This is a genomic window from Bacillus sp. 123MFChir2 (assembly GCF_000383235.1).
GTDB lineage: Bacteria > Bacillota > Bacilli > Bacillales > Bacillaceae_G > Bacillus_A.
The window spans coordinates 11644-31600 of sequence record NZ_KB910936.1; the positions used below are offsets into that span (position 1 = coordinate 11644).

Annotated in this window: 17 protein-coding genes, 2 pseudogenes and 1 other annotated feature; of the genes and pseudogenes, 17 read left to right on the top strand and 2 right to left on the bottom strand. The window is 37.6% G+C overall.

Translation table 11 applies throughout. The features are described 5' to 3' along the window. Positions 1–5: 5 nt before the first annotated feature. Positions 6–1565 carry a stage V sporulation protein B gene (spoVB, locus tag H280_RS0109195; RefSeq protein WP_020060824.1) on the bottom strand — a complete coding sequence of 520 codons (1560 nt, stop codon included), beginning with the start codon at positions 1563–1565 and terminating at the stop codon, positions 6–8. A gap of 121 nt (positions 1566–1686) precedes the next feature. On the opposite strand from spoVB, the gene H280_RS0109200 reads away from it, so the two are divergent. From H280_RS0109200 to H280_RS0109270, 17 genes and pseudogenes are all read left to right on the top strand, one after another. After that, positions 1687–1971: a post-transcriptional regulator gene (locus H280_RS0109200; protein ID WP_020060825.1), complete on the top strand. Its 285-nt coding sequence runs from the start codon at positions 1687–1689 to the stop codon at positions 1969–1971. 106 nt (positions 1972–2077) lie between these two features. Continuing rightward, positions 2078–4339 (top strand): protein translocase subunit SecDF, encoded by a 2262-nt coding sequence (secDF, locus tag H280_RS0109205; RefSeq protein WP_020060826.1) that lies wholly within the window; start codon positions 2078–2080, stop codon positions 4337–4339. Positions 4340–4571: 232 nt separating this feature from the next. Then, positions 4572–5465, top strand: coding sequence for a cation diffusion facilitator family transporter (locus tag H280_RS0109210; RefSeq protein WP_028411173.1), 894 nt, complete (start codon positions 4572–4574; stop codon positions 5463–5465). Between the two features lie 99 nt (positions 5466–5564). Then, complete coding sequence (gene recJ / locus H280_RS0109215; protein ID WP_020060828.1) at positions 5565–7904, top strand: single-stranded-DNA-specific exonuclease RecJ; 2340 nt, start codon at positions 5565–5567, stop codon at positions 7902–7904. A gap of 47 nt (positions 7905–7951) precedes the next feature. Beyond that, the gene (locus H280_RS0109220; protein WP_020060829.1) at positions 7952–8464 is read left to right on the top strand and encodes an adenine phosphoribosyltransferase; all 513 of its coding nucleotides are present in this window, start codon (positions 7952–7954) and stop codon (positions 8462–8464) included. A 206-nt stretch (positions 8465–8670) separates the two neighbouring features. Further along, complete coding sequence (relA, locus tag H280_RS0109225) at positions 8671–10851, top strand: GTP diphosphokinase (protein ID WP_020060830.1); 2181 nt, start codon at positions 8671–8673, stop codon at positions 10849–10851. A 16-nt stretch (positions 10852–10867) separates the two neighbouring features. Continuing rightward, the gene (dtd, locus tag H280_RS0109230; RefSeq protein ID WP_020060831.1) at positions 10868–11308 is read left to right on the top strand and encodes a D-aminoacyl-tRNA deacylase; all 441 of its coding nucleotides are present in this window, start codon (positions 10868–10870) and stop codon (positions 11306–11308) included. 98 nt (positions 11309–11406) lie between these two features. Continuing rightward, a complete protein-coding gene (locus H280_RS26420) occupies positions 11407–11817 on the top strand; it encodes a hypothetical protein (protein ID WP_020060832.1) in 411 nt (136 codons plus the stop codon). A gap of 43 nt (positions 11818–11860) precedes the next feature. Beyond that, positions 11861–12403 carry a hypothetical protein gene (locus H280_RS0109240; protein WP_020060833.1) on the top strand — a complete coding sequence of 181 codons (543 nt, stop codon included), beginning with the start codon at positions 11861–11863 and terminating at the stop codon, positions 12401–12403. Positions 12404–12479: 76 nt separating this feature from the next. After that, positions 12480–12893, top strand: a complete 414-nt coding sequence (locus H280_RS0109245; RefSeq protein WP_020060834.1) for a hypothetical protein — start codon at positions 12480–12482, stop codon at positions 12891–12893. Positions 12894–13025: 132 nt separating this feature from the next. Further along, positions 13026–13202 carry a hypothetical protein gene (locus tag H280_RS26080; protein WP_020060835.1) on the top strand — a complete coding sequence of 59 codons (177 nt, stop codon included), beginning with the start codon at positions 13026–13028 and terminating at the stop codon, positions 13200–13202. Positions 13203–13270: 68 nt separating this feature from the next. Next, positions 13271–13500, top strand: a binding site (T-box leader). 67 nt (positions 13501–13567) lie between these two features. Further along, entirely contained in the window at positions 13568–14839 is a 1272-nt protein-coding gene (gene hisS, locus H280_RS0109255; protein WP_020060836.1) for a histidine--tRNA ligase, read from the top strand. A 12-nt stretch (positions 14840–14851) separates the two neighbouring features. Next, the gene (gene aspS / locus H280_RS0109260; protein ID WP_020060837.1) at positions 14852–16627 is read left to right on the top strand and encodes an aspartate--tRNA ligase; all 1776 of its coding nucleotides are present in this window, start codon (positions 14852–14854) and stop codon (positions 16625–16627) included. A gap of 332 nt (positions 16628–16959) precedes the next feature. Next, a pseudogene (locus H280_RS24955) lies at positions 16960–17189 on the top strand (recombinase family protein); the annotation flags it as partial. 4 nt (positions 17190–17193) lie between these two features. Beyond that, positions 17194–17751: pseudogene (locus H280_RS24960) on the top strand (RNA-guided endonuclease InsQ/TnpB family protein); the annotation flags it as partial. Positions 17752–17910: 159 nt separating this feature from the next. Further along, complete coding sequence (locus H280_RS0109265; protein WP_020060839.1) at positions 17911–18678, top strand: tRNA threonylcarbamoyladenosine dehydratase; 768 nt, start codon at positions 17911–17913, stop codon at positions 18676–18678. Positions 18679–18773: 95 nt separating this feature from the next. Beyond that, the gene (locus H280_RS0109270) at positions 18774–19190 is read left to right on the top strand and encodes a hypothetical protein (RefSeq protein ID WP_020060840.1); all 417 of its coding nucleotides are present in this window, start codon (positions 18774–18776) and stop codon (positions 19188–19190) included. Between the two features lie 95 nt (positions 19191–19285). Here H280_RS0109270 and H280_RS0109275 read toward each other — a convergent pair whose 3' ends face one another. After that, the gene (locus H280_RS0109275; RefSeq protein ID WP_020060841.1) at positions 19286–19936 is read right to left on the bottom strand and encodes an RsfA family transcriptional regulator; all 651 of its coding nucleotides are present in this window, start codon (positions 19934–19936) and stop codon (positions 19286–19288) included. Between the last annotated feature and the right edge of the window lie 21 nt (positions 19937–19957).

Sequence of the window (19957 nt, forward strand, 5' to 3'; positions counted from 1 at the left end):
TATTTTTATTTAAAAAAAGAAAATTTACGAAGAATCGGGAGCCTTAGTAATTCTTCTTTTCGAATAATGCGAAAAAGGATTAACAGAAATACGTATAGTATCGAAGTAGATAAGACTTCCCATAATGTTTGCATACCAAGTGAAGGAGAGAAGATCATGCGCTTATGTATGTAATAACCCACTCCTCCGGTGATGATAATAGCAAGTAAGCCGTATATATAATCTTTTATATAAATAGTAAATGTAATTTTTTTCAAGACAGTTGCATAGTGAAGTAAAGTAACTGTAACAATATTGGCTGCAATTGCAAGAGCGACGCCCATCATTTGAAACTGTGGTTGCGAGGCCAAGACGAAAATAACAAGTAATTTCACAATTGCCCCGATAAATGTATTCATCATGGCAGCCCGTGCTAAATTTAGAGCTTGTAATACAGATGTGAGTGGTCCTTGGAAATAGTGAAATAAAAAGCAAGGTGCAAGGACTTGAATGAAAAGAGTTGCACTATCGGAACCGTACATAAGCGTTAAAATGGGCGAAGCGAATACATATAAAATGACGACAGACCATCCGCCTGTAATAAGAGAGATGCGCAGTGCTTGCTGTAATCTATGCTCTACTAAACGGCGTTGTTTTTTTGCATTTGCTTCACTAATAGAGGGCACAAGTGCCGTGGAAAGAGCATATGTAATAAAGGCTGGAAGAGACAAAAGTGGAAACGCATATCCATTTAATATGCCGTATTGCTGCGTTGCGATTGAAGCGGCAACTCCAGCAATTGCTAAACTTTGCATAACAACGATTGGTTCGAAAAAGTAAGAAATAGATCCAATTAAACGGCTTCCCGTTGTAGGCAGTGCGATATCCATTAAAGAATAAAAGGTACCTTTGCTTTCTTTTACAGTACTTATAAAATGAGAACGAATGGAAAGATGTTTTTCTCTTTGAAATAACGTTAATAAAAATAAGAGAGAAGCAACTTCTCCAAGCACAGCAGAGAGCATAGCACCTGCTGCTGCGTACTCTACTCCATATGGTAAAAAAAAGCGAATGCATACAGCGATAATCGTAATGCGAACGACTTGTTCTAGCACCTGTGCATAGGCACTCGGCTTCATATTTTGTCTTCCTTGAAAGTAACCACGAAGCACAGAGGAAACGGCAATGATAGGTACAACTGGTAAAATAGCGATTAATGGATAGTAAGTTCGTTTATCGGTTAATAATGTTTTTGCTAGTAAAGGAGCAAGAAGCATAATTCCGATTGTTAATAGAATACTAATGACTGAGGTAATGGATAATGAAACGGTTAATATTTTTTTAACTTGCTGTTTATCGTGTTTAGCTTCTGCTTCAGCAATCAGTTTTGCGATGGCAACTGGAAGACCGATTTGTGTAATGGTAATAGCTAATATAAATGTTGGAACAGCCATCATATATAGCCCAACACCTTCTTCTCCTAAAATGCGCGCCATCACAATGCGGTTTATAAAGCCTAATATTTTTGTAATAAAACCAGCGAACATTAAAATAAAAGCACCTCGTAAAAAGGTTTGTTTCGTCATCGTCTTCTCCTACCTTCTCAAAATCAATGGAATGATTTACAATAATTTATATGCATGAATAAGATAAGCATGACAAGCTTTTGAAATGAGGAACGTGAGACCAGAGGGAGATGAGCTAGAAATGGCTGAGAAAGATGCAATAGTAGAAGCGTATCGAGAGAAATTACAAATCGTTTTGAACAGTAAAGTAGAAGAGTTTCAAATGCTCGGCTATGATCGTGTTACACTAGAAGACGTATGGAAATGTTTAAAGAATAAAAAGTGGAAAAAAGTAGGGTCTGATGTCAGATTGTATGAGCTTGTAAATGATGTGTTAACGTTAACAGCTAGCGATTATATGACATATTTAACGCTGAAGGCGTATCAAGCACCGCTTTGGTCGTTTGATGAATATGAAAATAAATAATAAGGTTGTAATTGGTTTGTTCTTCCTCTTGCAGTATAATAGTGAATATTGATAAAGAGGTAATTTTGGAACAAGCGCTTTTGTTCAAAGGAGGAACAAGAAACATATGGCAAAGCGAAGTAGCAGAATCGTTGCCTTTTTCCTCGTTGTGTTATTAATCGGAGGAATCATTGGAACAACGACAAAAAACATTACAAAAGGAATTAACCTCGGACTTGATCTGCGAGGCGGCTTTGAAATCTTATATGAAGTAAAGCCAGCGAAAAAAGGGGATAAAGTTACGAGGGATACTCTTGTGAGTACGGTTGGTGCGCTTGAAAAACGTGTAAACGTTCTTGGTGTAAGCGAACCGAACATCCAAATTGAAGGAAATGATCGCATTCGTGTGCAGCTTGCCGGCGTCAAAGATCAACAGCAAGCCCGAGATGTATTATCAACGCAAGCGAAATTAACATTCCGTGATGTGAATGATAATATTCTTATGGACGGTGCGGATTTAGCAACGAACGGAGCTAAGCAAACGTTCGATGAACAAGGTCGACCAAGTGTTGGCTTAAAGTTAAAGAGTGCTGATAAATTCCGTCAAGTAACTGAGAAAGTATTAAGCATGAAGCCGAATAACTTAATGGTAATTTGGCTTGACTTTGAAGAAGGAAAAGATTCTTACAAGGCAGAAGCAGCGAAGCCAAAACCGAAATATTTATCAGCAGCTACTGTGAGTCAAGTATTTAATCAGGCGGAAGTATCTATTGTTGGTGGGAACTTTACAGTAGAGAGCGCAAAACAACTTTCAGAGTTGTTAAATGCCGGAGCACTTCCTGTTGATTTAAAAGAAATATACTCTACTTCTGTTGGAGCGAAATTTGGTGAGCAAGCCTTGCAAAAAACAATTTTTGCGAGTGCAATCGGTATAGCTCTTATTTTCTTGTTTATGCTTGTATTCTATCGTCTACCTGGTCTTGTAGCGATAATTATGCTTGGTTTATATATTTACATAACGTTACTCGTATTTAATTGGATGCACGCGGTTCTTACATTGCCGGGTATAGCAGCACTCGTGCTCGGGGTCGGAATTGCGGTTGATGCAAATGTAATTACATATGAAAGGCTGAAAGAAGAACTGCGCATCGGAAAATCGATGTTATCAGCATATCGTGCAGGTAATCAACGTTCGTTATCAACCATTTTAGATGCGAATATTACAACACTTGCAGCAGCTGGTGTCTTATTTGCATATGGTACAAGTTCTGTTAGAGGATTTGCGACAAGTTTAATTGTAAGTATTTTTGTCGGCTTTATCACAAACGTATATGGTACACGTTTTTTACTTGGCTTACTTGTGAAGAGTCGTTACTTTGATAAAAAATATGCTTACTTTGGTGTAAAACCGAAGGAAGTTATTCCGTTATCAAAAGGTGTAGAACATGCACCAACAAGATTTGACCGTATTAACTTTGTTAGTATCGGACATAAATTTTTCTGGTTCTCAGTTGTTGTCATGATTGCGGGTTCAATTATTTTACCAATTTTCAAGTTGAATCTAGGTATTGATTTTGAAAGTGGTACGCGCATGGATATTAAAACAAATCAAGCGATAACAGTATCACAAGTACAAAAAGAATTGCATGATTTGAAAGTAGATGTGAAACAAGAAGATATCGTGCCAACAGGTAATGATAATAAAGGATTTGCTGTTCGTACAATTGGTGTGCTATCAAAAGATGATATTTCGAAAGTAAAAACTGTCTTCCACGATAAATATGGTACAGAGCCAAACGTAAGTACAGTTTCTCCAACAATCGGGAAAGAAATTGCGCGAAATGCACTTATCGCTGTGCTGATCGCATCAGTTGTTATCATTTTATATGTGAGCATTCGTTTCCGCTTCACATATGCATTATCAGCAGTATTAGCACTTCTGCACGATGCATTCTTCATTATCGTTGCATTCAGCTTACTTCATCTAGAAGTTGACCTAACGTTTATCGCAGCGGTATTAACAATTATTGGTTATTCTATTAACGATTCAATTGTTACGTTTGACCGAAATCGCGAGCTATACAAACAAAAACAAAAAATTCGCACGTTAAGCGATTTAGAAGAGATTGTGAATGCGAGTATTCGCCAAACAATTGGTCGTTCAATTAATACGGTTATGACAGTGTTACTGCCTGTTATTACGTTATTAATTTTCGGCAGTGAGTCATTACGTAACTTCTCAATTGCGTTATTTGTCGGTTTAATTGTTGGTACTTACTCTTCTGTTTTCGTTGCATCCCAAATTTGGCTAATGCTTGAAAATCGCCGTTTGAAAAAAGGAAAAGGTCAGAAGAAAGTAGAAGTAAAGACATCTGAACCGCAAGTATAAGAAAAAACATTTAAATTTGAATGAAAAGAGATGCCTCTTTGCAGGCATTTCTTTTTTTGTTCTGGGATAGAATAAAGTGAAGGTTAGTGCGGGATAAAGTGAAACTTCCATTAGTGGAGTGGGTATCCCCTGCTTTTCTTCTTTAGAGAAGTGGCAGAATCTTGAGGTAGGGGTTTTACTATCCATGAATAGCGGAGTAAAGTGTACGTTGGTGAAAGAAAGGGTTTCGATTATGGAAAAAGATGAACGTTTTAAACAAGCGGAATTTGGTGCAATTATTGGAATTGTCGGCAATATTGTGCTTGCAATTGTCAAGGCGGTTATTGGATATATTGGAAATAGTAAGGCGCTTATGGCGGATGCAGTTCATTCTGGGTCGGATGTGATCGGTTCATTAGCAGTCTTCTTTGGGCTGCGTGCAGCAAAGCAACCGCCTGATGAGGATCATCCATATGGACATGGGAAAGCAGAATCTATTTCTGCAATTATTGTAGCTGTTCTCCTATTTATTGTTGGAATTGAAATTGTTGTTTCTTCTGTTAAAGCTTTTACAGAAGTGCTTGAGCCTCCGCGCTGGATTACTGTGATTGCTGTCCTTCTTTCGATTGTTGTGAAAGAAGGGATGTTTCGTTATAAATATCAGCTAGGCAAAAGGATAAATAGTGATGCTATTATTGCGAATGCGTATGAGCATCGTTCTGATGTATTTTCGTCAATTGCGGCTTTAATTGGTATTGGAGCAGCAATTATCGGGAGTAAATTGGGGGTGGAGTGGCTTGTATATGCCGATCCAGTTGCCGGTTTATTTGTATCTTTACTCGTTATAAAGATGGCTTGGGATATCGGAAAAGAAGCGATTCATACAACGCTGGATCACGTGCTTCATGAGGAAGATATTATCCCAATGAGAGAAGCGGTTATGCAAGTGGAAGGAATTAAGAAAATCGGTGCGCTATATGCAAGAGAGCATGGACATTACGTCATCGTTGATATTAAGGTGTCTGTTGATCCATACATTTCGGTAGAAGAAGGACATCGCATTGGTAAACGTGTGAAAGAGGTGCTCATGCAGCAAGATCATGTACAAAATGTTTTTGTTCATATTAATCCATACTCTCCTGATTAATATAGGGGAGAACCACTTGAAAGAGTCTAATTGGTTAATCAAACCTCATTGTCACCCCTTAGTCTGTCTTGTATAATAGACAGGTTAAGGGGTGATTTCGTGTTACAACCGAAGACGCGTTGGAAGGAAAAGGATAATAATGAGGAGCATGTGGAACAATTGGCAAACAAAATTCAATTGTCATCTCTTGTTACTTCGTTATTATTAAATAGAGGTTTAGATACAGAAGAAAAGATTGTGGATTTTTTAAATACAGAGCAGCAAGAATTTCACGATCCTTTTTTACTTGAAGGTATGGATCGTACTGCACTGCGCATTCGCCAAGCGATTCAAAACGGTGAACAAATTTTAATTTTCGGTGACTATGATGCGGACGGTGTTAGTAGTACAACCGTTTTATTTTTAGCATTACAAGAACTTGGAGCGGATGTAGAGTTTTATATTCCGAACCGATTTACAGAAGGATATGGACCGAATGAAGAAGCGTTTCGTTGGGCGCATCGTGCTGGTTTCTCACTTATTATTACGGTTGATACAGGGATTGCTGCTGTTCATGAGGCGCAAGTTGCGAAGGAGCTTGGCATTGATTTAATTATTACTGATCACCATGAGCCGCCGCCAGAATTGCCGGAAGCTTTCGCTATCATTCATCCGAAGTTAGAGGATGGTATATATCCATTTCACTATTTAGCAGGTGTTGGTGTTGCGTTTAAAGTTGCCCATGCTTTGCTTGGTAAGGTACCAGAACATTTATTGGAAATTGCTGTTATTGGTACAGTAGCCGATTTAGTGCCTCTTTCTGGTGAAAATCGTCTGCTTGTGCAGCGTGGTTTGAAAAAAATGCGAACGACGCAGCGAGTGGGATTACAAGCGTTGTTTAAAGTTGCAAATATTTCGCAAGGCGAAATTACAGAAGAAAGTGTTGGATTTGCAATCGGACCACGTATTAATGCGGTCGGACGATTAGAAGATGCAGCTCCGGCTGTTCATTTATTATTATCAGAAGACGTAGAAGAGGCAAAAGAACTCGCACAAGAAATCGATGAACTAAACAAATTACGAAAAGACATTGTAAAGCAAATTACAGAAGAAGCGATTGCGGAAGTAGAAGCACATTATCCACCAGAAGAGAATACAGTATTAGTGTTGGCAAAAGAAGGGTGGAATCCCGGCGTAATTGGAATTGTTGCTTCAAAGCTCGTAGATCGCTTTTATAGACCAGCAATTGTCCTAAGTATTGATCCTGAAAAAGGCACAGCAAAAGGTTCAGCTCGTAGTATTGAAGGTTTTGATTTATACGCGAATTTATCAGATTGCCGTGATATATTACCGCATTTTGGTGGTCATCCAATGGCAGCTGGTATGACTCTTAGTATGGAGGATGTCGATGAACTGCGCCGCCGCTTAAATGAGCAAGCTGCTGCATTGTTATCGGATGAAGATTTTATTCCAGTTACTACGGTCGATGTCGTATGTAAAGTGGAGGATGTCACACTTGCAGCAATAGAAGAAATGCAAAAGCTTTCTCCGTTTGGTGTTGGAAATCCAAAGCCACGCATCGCTGTGAAAGATGCAAGTCTAGAGAGTATTCGAGCCATTGGCTCCGATGGCTCGCATTTGAAAATGACACTTCGTGATGGACAAGCAACATTAGATAGTATTGGCTTTGGTTTCGGGGCATTCGCAAAAGAAATTTCTCCTGTAGCGCAAGTATCGATTGTCGGAGAAGCTTCTATTAACGAATGGAATAATTTCCGTAAACCACAAATTATGGTTCAAGACATTGCTGTAGAAGCTTGGCAATTATTTGATTGGCGCAGCATGCGTAATGTAGAAACGAATTTAGCAGATCTTTCACGTGATAAACTGACAATCGTGTATTTTAAGGAAGAAGCACTGCAGAAGTTTTCGTTAGAAACATATAAAGATTATGCAATACATGCGAAAGATGTGACAACATTAGAAGATCGATACGCTGTTCTTCTTGATTTACCAGATAGGGCAGAAGATTTAAAGCACATATGTGAAAAAGGATTCCCAGCTCGTATTTATACTGTATTTTATCAAGAAAACAATCATTTATTTAGTACGGTTCCTACGAGAGAGCATTTTAAATGGTATTTTTCATTCCTGCAACAAAAAGCACCATTTTCACTTCGTCAATATGGAGAGCAGCTTTGCCGTCATAAAGGCTGGTCAAAAGATACAGTAAATTTCATGACACAGGTGTTTTTTGAGTTAGAATTTGTTACAATAAGAGACGGTGTCATTTTTATGGCAGAAGAAATGCAAAAGCGTGATTTAACCGAATCAAACACGTATCGTGAGAAAACAAGCCAATTACAATTAGAAAAGGAACTGGTTTATAGCACATATCAGCAGTTATATGCATGGTTTGAAACGATTCGTAATCATAAAGAAGTAGAACAGTTAGGGTAAAGGACTTGTATTTACAACTCTGTTATATTCGAGGAGGATTCATAAATATGGATTTCAAGCAACATATTGCAATCGTACCAGATTATCCGAAAGAAGGTATTGTCTTTAAAGACATCACACCTTTAATGAACGATGGACAAGCATATAAAGCAGCAACTGATGAAATTGTTGCGTATGCAAAAGAAAGAGATATCGACCTTGTAGTAGGACCAGAAGCACGTGGTTTTATTATTGGATGTCCAGTTTCTTATGCATTAGAAGTAGGTTTTGCACCAGTTCGTAAATTAGGTAAATTGCCACGCGAAGTAATCAAAGTAGATTACGGTAAAGAGTATGGTAAAGATGTGTTAACAATTCATAAAGATGCAATCAAACCAGGTCAACGCGTATTAATTACAGATGACTTATTAGCTACAGGTGGAACAATTGAAGCAACAATTAAGCTAGTAGAAGAACTTGGCGGTGTTGTTGCAGGTATCGCATTTTTAGTAGAACTTACTTACTTAGATGGCCGTAAAATGTTAGATGGCTATGACGTATTAGTGTTAGAACAATATTAATCGTAAACAGGGCAACATGCGGAGTACCCGTGAATCTCTTTGAGAGGATCGGGTATTTTTATATATGTATCGAAAAAAAGTAAAGTGAAATGTCTGTAAAATCTTTTCCTTTTCACAATTCACAATCATTACGTTATAATGGTAAGATAAAAATTATTCTAATTGGCAAAGGTAAAGATTATGAATCTTCAATAAAAGGTGATTAGATGGCGAATGAACAAGTACTAACAGCTGAGCAGGTACTGGAGAAAGCAGGGCAATATTTACACAATGAGGACATTGACCTTGTTGCGCGCGCGTATGAATTTGCACGTGCGGCACATAGTGAGCAATACCGAAAATCAGGTGAACCATATATTATCCACCCTATTCAAGTAGCAGGAATTTTAGTTGACTTACACATGGATCCGTCTACTGTATCAGCGGGTTTTTTACATGATGTAGTAGAAGATACAGATGTAACATTAGAAGACATTGAACGTGAATTTACAAAAGAGATTGCGATGCTTGTTGATGGTGTAACAAAATTAGGGAAAATTAAATACAAATCTCATGAACAGCAGCAGGCAGAAAATCATCGAAAAATGTTTATCGCAATGGCGCAAGATATTCGTGTTATTTTAATTAAGCTTGCAGACCGCCTTCATAACATGCGAACATTGAAACATTTACCACAAGAAAAACAACGCCGCATTGCAAATGAAACATTAGAAATTTTCGCACCATTAGCACACAGACTCGGAATTAATACGATTAAGTGGGAACTAGAAGATACAGCGCTTCGTTATTTAAATCCGCAGCAATATTATCGTATTGTCAACTTAATGAAACGTAAGCGTGCAGAACGCGAAGAATATTTAGATGAAGTTATGACCGGAATTCGTGACAAATTAAAAGAGGTTGCAATTCAACCAGAGATTTCTGGTCGTCCGAAGCATATTTATAGCATTTATCGAAAAATGGCAATGCAAAATAAACAATTCAATGAAATTTACGATTTGTTAGCTGTTCGTGTTGTTGTAAATAGTATTAAAGATTGCTATGCCGTTCTAGGTATTATTCATACGTGCTGGAAGCCGATGCCGGGCCGTTTTAAAGATTATATCGCAATGCCAAAAGCGAACTTGTATCAGTCGCTGCATACGACAGTAATTGGACCGAAAGGTGATCCGCTTGAAGTGCAAATTCGTACGAAAGAAATGCATGAAATTGCCGAATACGGAATTGCGGCCCACTGGGCATATAAAGAAGGAAAAGCTGCTGAAACAACAGGTACGCTTGAGAAAAAATTAACATGGTTCCGTCAAATTTTAGAATGGCAAAACGAAGCTTCGAATGCAGAAGAATTTATGGAATCATTAAAAATTGATTTATTCTCTGATATGGTATTTGTCTTTACACCAAAAGGAGATGTCATGGAATTGCCGCTTGGCTCTGTACCAATTGACTTTGCTTACCGCGTTCACTCTGAAATCGGGAATAAAACGATTGGTGCAAAAGTAAACAGTAAAATGGTCACCCTAGATTATAAGTTAAAAACAGGTGACATCATTGAAATTTTAACATCTAAACATTCATATGGCCCGAGTCAGGACTGGGTGAAATTAGCGCAAACATCCCATGCGAAAAATAAAATTCGTCAATTTTTCAAAAAGCAACGCCGCGATGAGAATATTGAAAAAGGTCGCGAGCTTGTTGAAAAAGAGGTGCGAGGCCTTGAGTATGAGATGAAAGAAGTGTTAGCACCTGATAATTTAAAGCGCGTTGCTGAGAAGTTTAATTTTGCAAACGAAGAAGATATGTTTGCAGCTGTTGGATATAACGGAATTACTGCATCGCAAATTGTGACGCGCTTAACAGATAAATTCCGTAAGCAACGTGAAGAAGATTTAACAGAAGTAAAAGAAGTTCGAAAACCAATGAAAATTCGCAAATGGGATTCTGGTGTAAAAGTAAGCGGTGCAGATAATTTACTTATCCGTTTATCGAAGTGCTGTAATCCAGTTCCGGGCGACGATATCATTGGTTATATTACAAAAGGTCGCGGTGTCTCGATTCACCGTACAGACTGTGTAAATATTCATACAGAAGAAGCGCAGGCAAGACTGTTAGAAGTAGAGTGGGAAGGCAGCCCAGAAAAAGAAATTGAATACAATGTTGATATTGAAATTTCAGGGTATGATCGTCGCGGTTTACTAAATGAAGTACTGCAAGCTGTAACAGAAACGAAAACATACATTTCAGCTGTTTCAGGAAGAAGTGATCGCAACAAAATGGCGACAATTCATATGTCTATTTCAATTCGTAACTTACAGCATTTGAAAAAAGTTGTCGAGCGCATTAAACGGGTTCCAGAAATTTATGCAGTGCGCCGCATGATGCATTAATAAGGAGTGAAGTGAAATGAGAGTTGTCTTACAACGATCAAAAGAAGCATCTGTAACGGTAAAAGGTGAAGTTGTAGGGCAAATTCCTTTCGGTTTAACACTATTAGTTGGAATCGCCCATGAAGATACAGAAAAAGATGCAACATATATCGCTGAAAAAATTGCAAACTTACGCATTTTTGAAGACGAAAACGAAAAAATGAACCATTCTGTATTAGATGTTGGTGGACAAGTTCTTTCCATTTCTCAGTTCACGTTATACGGAGATTGCCGAAAAGGAAGAAGGCCAAACTTTATGGATGCAGCAAAACCTGACTACGCAGAACGCTTATACGAATTCTTTAACGAAGAACTTCGCAAACAAGGACTGCATGTAGAAACAGGAAAGTTCGGAGCGATGATGGACGTTCAGCTTATTAATGATGGTCCAGTGACATTGATTGTAGAGAGTAAATAATGATGGGAAGAGAGGGGGGTGTTCTCCTCTCTTTTTTTGCTTTGTTTAAAACATATGCATAATTGGTCTATTGTATAATGGAAAGGGGGAGTGATGTGATGAATAGAGAATATGAAAAGTTAATTGTAAAAAATTTCTTTAATTCAAAAGTACAAGAGAGAATTATGTACGAATTATCTTCAGTAAAAAAGCGAGAGAAAGCTTTAGGGCGCCTTGCTCATCACTATGACTCCATATTGAATCCTACATATATTGAGAAAATCCCGAAAAAATTGATTCACGTTGAAGGTATTGCAAAACTTTTAAAAGAATATGGTGCAGGAGATTGTTGTTATGTCATCTCATTTATTAAGGAAATAGATGGTACGTTCATGCAATTAGAATCTGCAATAGAAGAAGTAATTTGGTGCGGCTTACCTTGTTTCATTTCATGTATACCTGAAAAATTGGTGTATTTTCAGAGTGAACAAGGATTTGGACCACCAGAAAGATATATTTTACGGAAATAAGGAATAAGGTTCGAGAGTGAAAAGAAGGGGATGTAATGACATCATGCAGAGTATTTATGATTATTTTGATGAATTGCAAAATAACATTTTTAATTTAGAACCAAAAGATATTGAATTGAAATATTTTGATATTTGTAAGCGGCTATCAGATACAGCGTTTGTACAAGACATATACGAATTGAATATGAATGAGTATGAAGAAGGGTTAGAGGATAGCTTTAAAGCGGCATTGCGATATTTACATGATGATAAAATAAAAGCAATTTATTTTGAGTATGATATGGATAATAATTGGGCAAGTGAATTTTATCTATGTAAAGATTACGATGAGCTTTCAGAAGAGGATGATGACTGGGCTTGTGATTGGGATTTACATATAGAAGGACCAAGCCTTAGTAGATTTGCTCAAATGTATCAAATGAAAGGTGGATTTAATACTCCAAAAGAATCGATAGGCATAACATTATTTTTGATTGTTAGAACGATTGTTTCATTCTTAAATGTAGTAAAAAAATATAATATATCTATTCCTGTTTGTATAGCGCATCATGATCAGGATCCTATTATGAGAACCCAAAAGGACTAGTTATAGGTAAAAATAAGGAATAATATTTCCATGTATTATCGTTATGGATTAAATTATACAAAAGGTGCTCGATATTATGAAGTATTCATACAAGGGATTTTCGCGAAATTTATTAGCGCAGATTAAGGAGATAGAACAATCTTTAAAAGAGCCTATTGCATTATTGTTAAAAAAATATAAACCCGTTTTCGCAGAAAAAAATATAGATTTTGATGCAGGACTTGAGATAGAGGGAGAAAAATATTTTACTCCTGGATACAATTTTGCTGTTGTTATGGCAATATCGAAAGAAGATGAGTTATTTGATGTATATATAATGACAATTTGGAAATGTGAACGAACGTGGCTTGGTTTACCTGTTTCTAAGAATATACCTGGCTGCAGAATTACGGGAGAGTTAGTGGAGGAATCAGTAGAAGAAATTTTATTAGAGCTAACAGAACATATTGAAGAAATATGGAAAGATGATGCGCTTGAAGGTAAGTTATAGTATGTGTGTAGTGTGATTGTTAGGCGAAAAGAACTTTATCAGATGATTCCTGTTAGTAACAACGTATAACCCTTACATCAATATGGAACACTATTCATTAGAATTCCACTACCGAATGTGAGGGATATACGTATGCGTATGAATGAGAAGGGAAACTCTGCTACTAACGGAGCGAACCAATTGTTTAATGTGAATTTTCATGAGTTTATTTCAAAAGAACAGCAAAATACATCGCTAGAACTTGCTTCTGAATTTGGGATTTCTTTAAAAGATGTGAAAACTTTAAAGAAGCACCTCGGACGTTCTTGAGAATCTTGACAATAATTGTGAATAACCGTATAGTAGTAAACAAATTCATTTTTTACAGTTACATATGGTATAAACCGACGATAGAGAAGAGTAGATGAGAGCCACATGAAAAGAGAGGAAATGTCTAAGGCTGAAAACATTTCTGCATGATGACTGATCGAATGACACTCTGTAGGTTTCGTCTTGAACAGCATAGTGCTTAGTAGAGGTCGAACGCAATTTAAGCGTTATTAAAAAAGTGGAAGCATACGTGCTTCAATTAGGGTGGCACCACGGGTATTATACTCTCGTCCCTACTGTACAATCAGTAGAGGCGGGAGTTTTTTTATTTTTATTACTATTGAGAAAATGAGGAGGAACTGAATATGTCTATTCAAATCCCACGCGGAACGCAAGATATCCTTCCTGGTACTGTGGAATTATGGCAGTATATTGAAGGGCAAGCACGTGAAATTTGTCGTCGTTACAACTATAAAGAAATTCGTACACCAATTTTTGAGCATACTGAATTATTTTTACGCGGTGTTGGGGATACGACAGATATCGTACAAAAAGAAATGTACACATTCGAAGATCGCGGAGAGCGCAGCTTAACACTTCGTCCAGAAGGAACAGCTCCAGTTGTACGTTCTTATGTAGAAAATAAAATGTTCGGTGATGCGACGCAGCCGACAAAATTATATTATATCGGGCAGATGTTCCGTTATGAAAGACCACAAGCTGGACGTTATCGTCAATTTGTTCAGTTTGGTATTGAGGCGATTGGCAGTAATGACCCAGCAATTGACGCAGAAGTGATTGCGCTTGCTGTTGAGTTTTACCGCGGCATGGGTTTAAAAAATATTAAAGTTGTGTTAAATAGCTTAGGTGATGCAGCGAGCCGTAAAGCGCACCGCGATGCGTTAATTGCACACTTTGAGCCTCGCATTGGTGAGTTTTGTTCAGATTGCCAATCTCGTTTAGAGAAAAACCCACTTCGTATTTTGGATTGTAAAAAAGATCGCAATCATGAATTGATGCCCGCGGCACCATCGATTACAGAATACTTAAACGAAGAATCAAGTGTGTACTATGAAAAAGTACAAGAATTATTAACAATGATGGGTATTCCATTTGAGAAAGATCCAAACCTTGTGCGTGGTTTAGATTATTATCAGCACACTGTATTTGAAATTATGAGCGAAGCAGAAGGTTTTGGTGCAATTACAACATTAAGCGGCGGTGGCCGATACAACGGACTTGTACAAGAAATCGGTGGACCAGAAATGCCTGGTATTGGTTTTGCGATGAGTATCGAACGCTTAATTATGGCGCTGAAGGCTGAGAATATTGAATTGCCAATTGCTCATCACATTGATTGTTATGTGGTAGCGCTTGGTGAAAAGGCGAAAGATCATGCTGCAAAAATTGTCTTTGACCTTCGTAAGGCAGGATTAGCAGTTGAGAAAGATTACTTAGATCGTAAAATGAAGGCACAGTTTAAATCAGCGGATCGTCTAAGTGCAAAATATGTAGCTGTATTAGGTGATGATGAATTAGAAAAAGGCATTATCAACTTAAAAGATATGGCAACGGGCGAACAAGAAGAAGTTGCGTTAGATGTATTTGCTTCTTACGTAGCAGAAAAGTCACTATAGGGGGAAAAGGAAATGGCTGAAAGAACGCATGCATGTGGAAAAGTAACAGTAGAAGCAGTTGGACAAACGGTTCAATTAAAAGGTTGGGTACAAAAGCGCCGTGATTTAGGCGGATTAATTTTCATTGACTTACGTGACCGTACAGGTATTGTACAAGTCGTGTTTAGTCCAGAAACTTCAAAGGAAGCGTTAGAAGTAGCAGAAACAATTCGTGGTGAATACGTACTACATGTAGAAGGTACAGTTGCCAATCGCGCGGCTGGTGCAATTAATGAAAATATGGCAACAGGCCGTATTGAAGTACAAGCTATGAAAGTAAACGTACTCAATGCAGCAAAAACACCACCAATTATGATTACGGATGATACAGATGCATCAGAAGATGTACGCTTAAAATATCGTTACTTAGACTTACGTCGTCCTGCAATGTACAACACATTTAAAATGCGTCACGACGTAACGAAAACAATTCGTAACTTCTTAGATAGTGAAGAGTTCTTAGAAGTTGAAACACCGATTTTAACGAAAAGTACACCAGAAGGAGCTCGTGATTACTTAGTACCAAGTCGTGTACATGAAGGAGAATTTTATGCGTTGCCGCAATCTCCGCAGTTATTTAAACAGCTATTAATGGTCGGCGGATTTGAGCGTTATTACCAAGTAGCACGTTGTTTCCGTGATGAAGATTTACGTGCAGATCGTCAGCCAGAATTTACACAAGTCGACATTGAGACATCATTCTTAACACAAGAAGAAATTTTAGAAATGATGGAACGTATGATGACAAAAGTGATGAAAGATGCAAAAGGTGTAGAGATTAACGCACCATTCCCACGCATGACATATGCAGATGCAATGGCTCGCTACGGTTCTGATAAACCAGATACACGCTTTGCGATGGAGCTGATTGATCTATCAGAATTTGCAGCGGGCTGCGGATTTAAAGTGTTCACAAGCGCTGTAGAGAGCGGTGGACAAGTAAAAGCAATTAATGCAAAAGGTGCAGGGAGCAAATATTCTCGTAAAGATATCGATGCATTAACAGAATTCGTTAAAGTATACGGAGCGAAAGGATTAGCTTGGTTAAAAGTTGAAGAAGACGGTTTAAAAGGACCAATCGCAAAATTCTTTAACGAAGAAGATGCAAATGCACTTATGAGCACGTTAGATGGGACTGCTGGTGACTTATTATTATTCGTTGCTGATAAGAAGAGCGTTGTTGCAGACAGCTTAGGAGCCCTTCGTTCACGTCTAGGTAAAGAACTTGAGTTAATTGATGAAAGCAAGTTTAACTTCCTATGGGTAACAGATTGGCCGCTTCTTGAGTATGATGAGGATGCTGATCGTTACTTTGCAGCGCATCACCCATTCACAATGCCATTCCGTGAAGATGTAGAACTATTAGAAACAGCGCCGGAAAAAGCGCGTGCACAAGCGTATGACCTTGTATTGAATGGTTATGAGCTTGGCGGCGGCTCACTTCGTATTTACGAGCGTGACGTACAAGAAAAAATGTTTAAAGCACTTGGTTTCTCACAAGAAGAAGCACAAGAGCAGTTCGGATTCTTATTAGAAGCATTCGAATACGGTACACCGCCGCACGGAGGAATTGCATTAGGTTTAGACCGTCTTGTGATGTTACTTGCGGGTCGTACGAACCTTCGTGATACAATTGCCTTCCCGAAAACAGCAAGCGCAAGCTGCTTATTAACAGAAGCGCCAAGCCCAGTTGCAGACGCGCAGCTTGAAGAGCTTTACTTGCAACTAAAAGTAAAAGAAGAGAAGTAAGAACGAGATCCTAGATGGACATACTAATTCCATCTAGGATTTTTTGTTTGAGTATATAACTTTTTCGTAACGGCCCAGTTACTTTATGAAAAAAAGAAGAAAAGCATCTTTTTTAAATGGTCAAGAGGGACTGGCCGTGTATGGTAGCGGTCAGGGCCTATTTCTGCCACGGGCAACGTTTTAAAACAAAGAGAGGTAGCAAGGCGCATTGCCATTTGTATTGTCATGGCAGCAATCTATATGTTGAAAAATGAAATGTATGGCTGAGTAATTATACTTTTTCTATACAAATAGTCAGAAAAGCGCTAGAATACATGGTAGACCATTTTGTAAATAGAAGGTATTATACTTATGAACAATATCTTTCGTATAAAGGGATTCGCAAGAAACATAACAATAGAAGATCATCTACACAAGATTTTCAACTTCTAATCAAAAAGATGATTTAAAAAATCAAGTTGACTTTCTTAGACAATATGCTAATGCAAAAGGAATAATAGTTGATGAAATAATTGAGGACTATGGAAGTGGATTAAACTATAATCGTAAAAAATGGAACAAATGAAGTTCACGAAAACATCAACAAAACAGGAAGAGTAAGAAAGCTAGAAAGAAAACTAAAACGTGAGCAGCGCTCTTTATCACGAAAGTATGAAAATCTAAAAAAGAGAGGTGAAAAATCTGCTACTAATAAAAGAGCAAATATAGACAAAAATATTCTTAGCGTACAAAAACTACATGTTCGTTTAGTAAATACTAGACTAGAGTATGTAAAGTCTGTTGTGAATAAGTTAGTGAAAACCAAACCAACGTATATCACAATAGAGGACTTGAATATAAAAGGGATGATGAAGAATAAGCATCTATCTAAAGCGGTCGCACAGCAATGTTTTTATACGTTTCAAACATGGTTATTAGCAAAGTGTAAAGAATATGGCATTGAATTACGCCAAGTAGGCAGATTCTATCCTTCTTCTAAGTTATGCTCATGTTGTGGCCATAAGAAAGTGGATTTAAAACTGTCTGACAGAGTATATACATGCGAGTGTGAAAATGAAATAGATAGAGATTTAAACGCATCCATCAACCTTTTACAAGCAAAAGAATATACCATACTAACTTAAACTAGTGGGTATATATGTACGGTGGGCTACATCGGAATTAACGCCTGTGGAGAGCCATATAAACCAAAGTAGCAAGATAGTGGCGAAATGGGGCTCGTAGAAGCAGGAAAACTCTAAGAGTATACATTTGTATATGTTTTTAGTAGCAGTGTAGGACGCATGTTACATCAATTTTCACGTAATGAATTAGCCTTCGGAAAAGAAGGTATTGAAATATTAAAAAATAGTACAGTTGGTATTTTAGGAATTGGCGGCGTTGGTTCGTTTGCAGCAGAAGCGTTAGCACGTTCTGGCGTCGGTCGTCTTGTATTAGTTGATAAAGACGTTGTCGATATTACAAATGTTAACCGTCAAATCCATGCGTTACTTTCTACTGTGGGTCGTTCGAAAGTAGAACTAATGAAAGAACGTATTGCTGATATTAATCCGGACTGCGAAGTTATCGCATTAGAAATGTTTTATACAGATGAAACATACGAAGAGTTCTTTAAACATGGTTTGGATTTCGTAGTGGATGCATCTGATACAATTACGTTCAAAATTCATTTAATTAAACAGTGCTTGCGACGTAAAATTAAAATCATTTCAAGTATGGGTGCAGCAAATAAAATGGATCCAACTCGTTTCCGTATTGCCGATATTTCTAAAACGAACACAGATCCAATTGCGAAAGTGATTCGTACGAAACTTCGTAAAGAAGGTATTAAAAAAGGTGTGAAAGTTGTATTCTCTGATGAAAATCCAATTGTGATTCGTGAAGATATTCGTAAAGAAATCGTTCCAGATGAAAATGCAAAAATTCGCAAAGCGAAATTACCACCGTCCTCTAACGCCTTCGTTCCGTCTGTGGCAGGCTTAATTATGGCAAGTCATGTTGTGCGTGAACGTTTGAAGGATATCGAAGTAAAACGTGTGGGACAAGAATAAAATGAGACACACATGTCTCTTTATTGAAGCATGTGTGTTTTTTTATGTTAAATATTTAGAAAAATGTTAAGATTTATATGTAAAGGAGGGGGGAAATGAGAAATAAGAAATCTCTGTTATGCTTGATTATGCTGCTTTGTTTCGTTTTACTTTCCGCATGTAATTCATATGAAGATTATTGGGTGTTAGAGAAATCAAGGTATAATGAGGCGCCAGAAATGGTTGATTATTTTCCAAAACGCGCACAGGAGAATCCTTCACGCGTAGGCTATTCTACATATACGATTTCAGAAGGACGAAAAATGATCGCATTAGCAGTTGGGTCTCAGCATAAAGGTAGTGAAATTGAAGTAACAAAATTTCAGGAAAAAGGCAATACAACATATGTAACTGTGAATATAGAAAAGGGAAAATCGAGTGAAGAAAATCCTGTTATTTTAATTGGGGTAAGTAAATTACATAAGAATATCGTGATACAAGATATGGATGGAAATAAATACAAAAAACTATAGAGCTTAAGGATATAGTGGAAGAATGACAAATAAACAGAAAATATGAAACGCATGAATTTTATCCATGCGTTTTTTATGTGCTCTTTTTTGTAATTTCAATTTTCTGCTGTGTACACAATATCTAAATTTCCGTTCTGATCCATTTTGAAAATCGGTGCCATCTGCTCTTTTGGCTCGTCTAATATAACAAGTTTGCGAGCTCGGTCCATAATTCTAACAAGTGTTTCATAGTCTTCTTGTACAGATTGTTGTTGCTTCTTCAATGTTTCAAGCTTTTTCTCTAATTCTTGATTTGTTTTTTGCTGTTGTTCGAGCTGCCGACGTAACGTTTCATTTTCAGTTTGTAACTTCTCTAATCGCGGATTGTTTTGTTCAATGTTTTGAAGAAATGAGATTACCTCTTGCATCGTAAGTGATGATTGATTTGCGCTGAGTTCCTCTGAAAACTCAGCATCAATAACGACCTTTTTCTTCGGCTCTAATCGTGATACTTGTGGTTTCGGTTTCACTGCTTGTTCTCTCTTTAATTCTTTGCGTTGCTTTCTCGCGATTTGCACAGCTTCTTCATAGCCTTGCCGAACTTCTGCATTCCAACGAAAGCCACAAGCGGCAGAAGTTCTGTTTAATTGATCGCCCACTTCATCAAATGCTTTTAATTGCGTACTGCCTTCGCGAATGTGACGTAAAACGGTTTCTGCTAGAAGTAAATCATCTTCTCCAGTCCATGCATCTTGACGCATTTTCATTGTGAAACCCCCATATTTCAT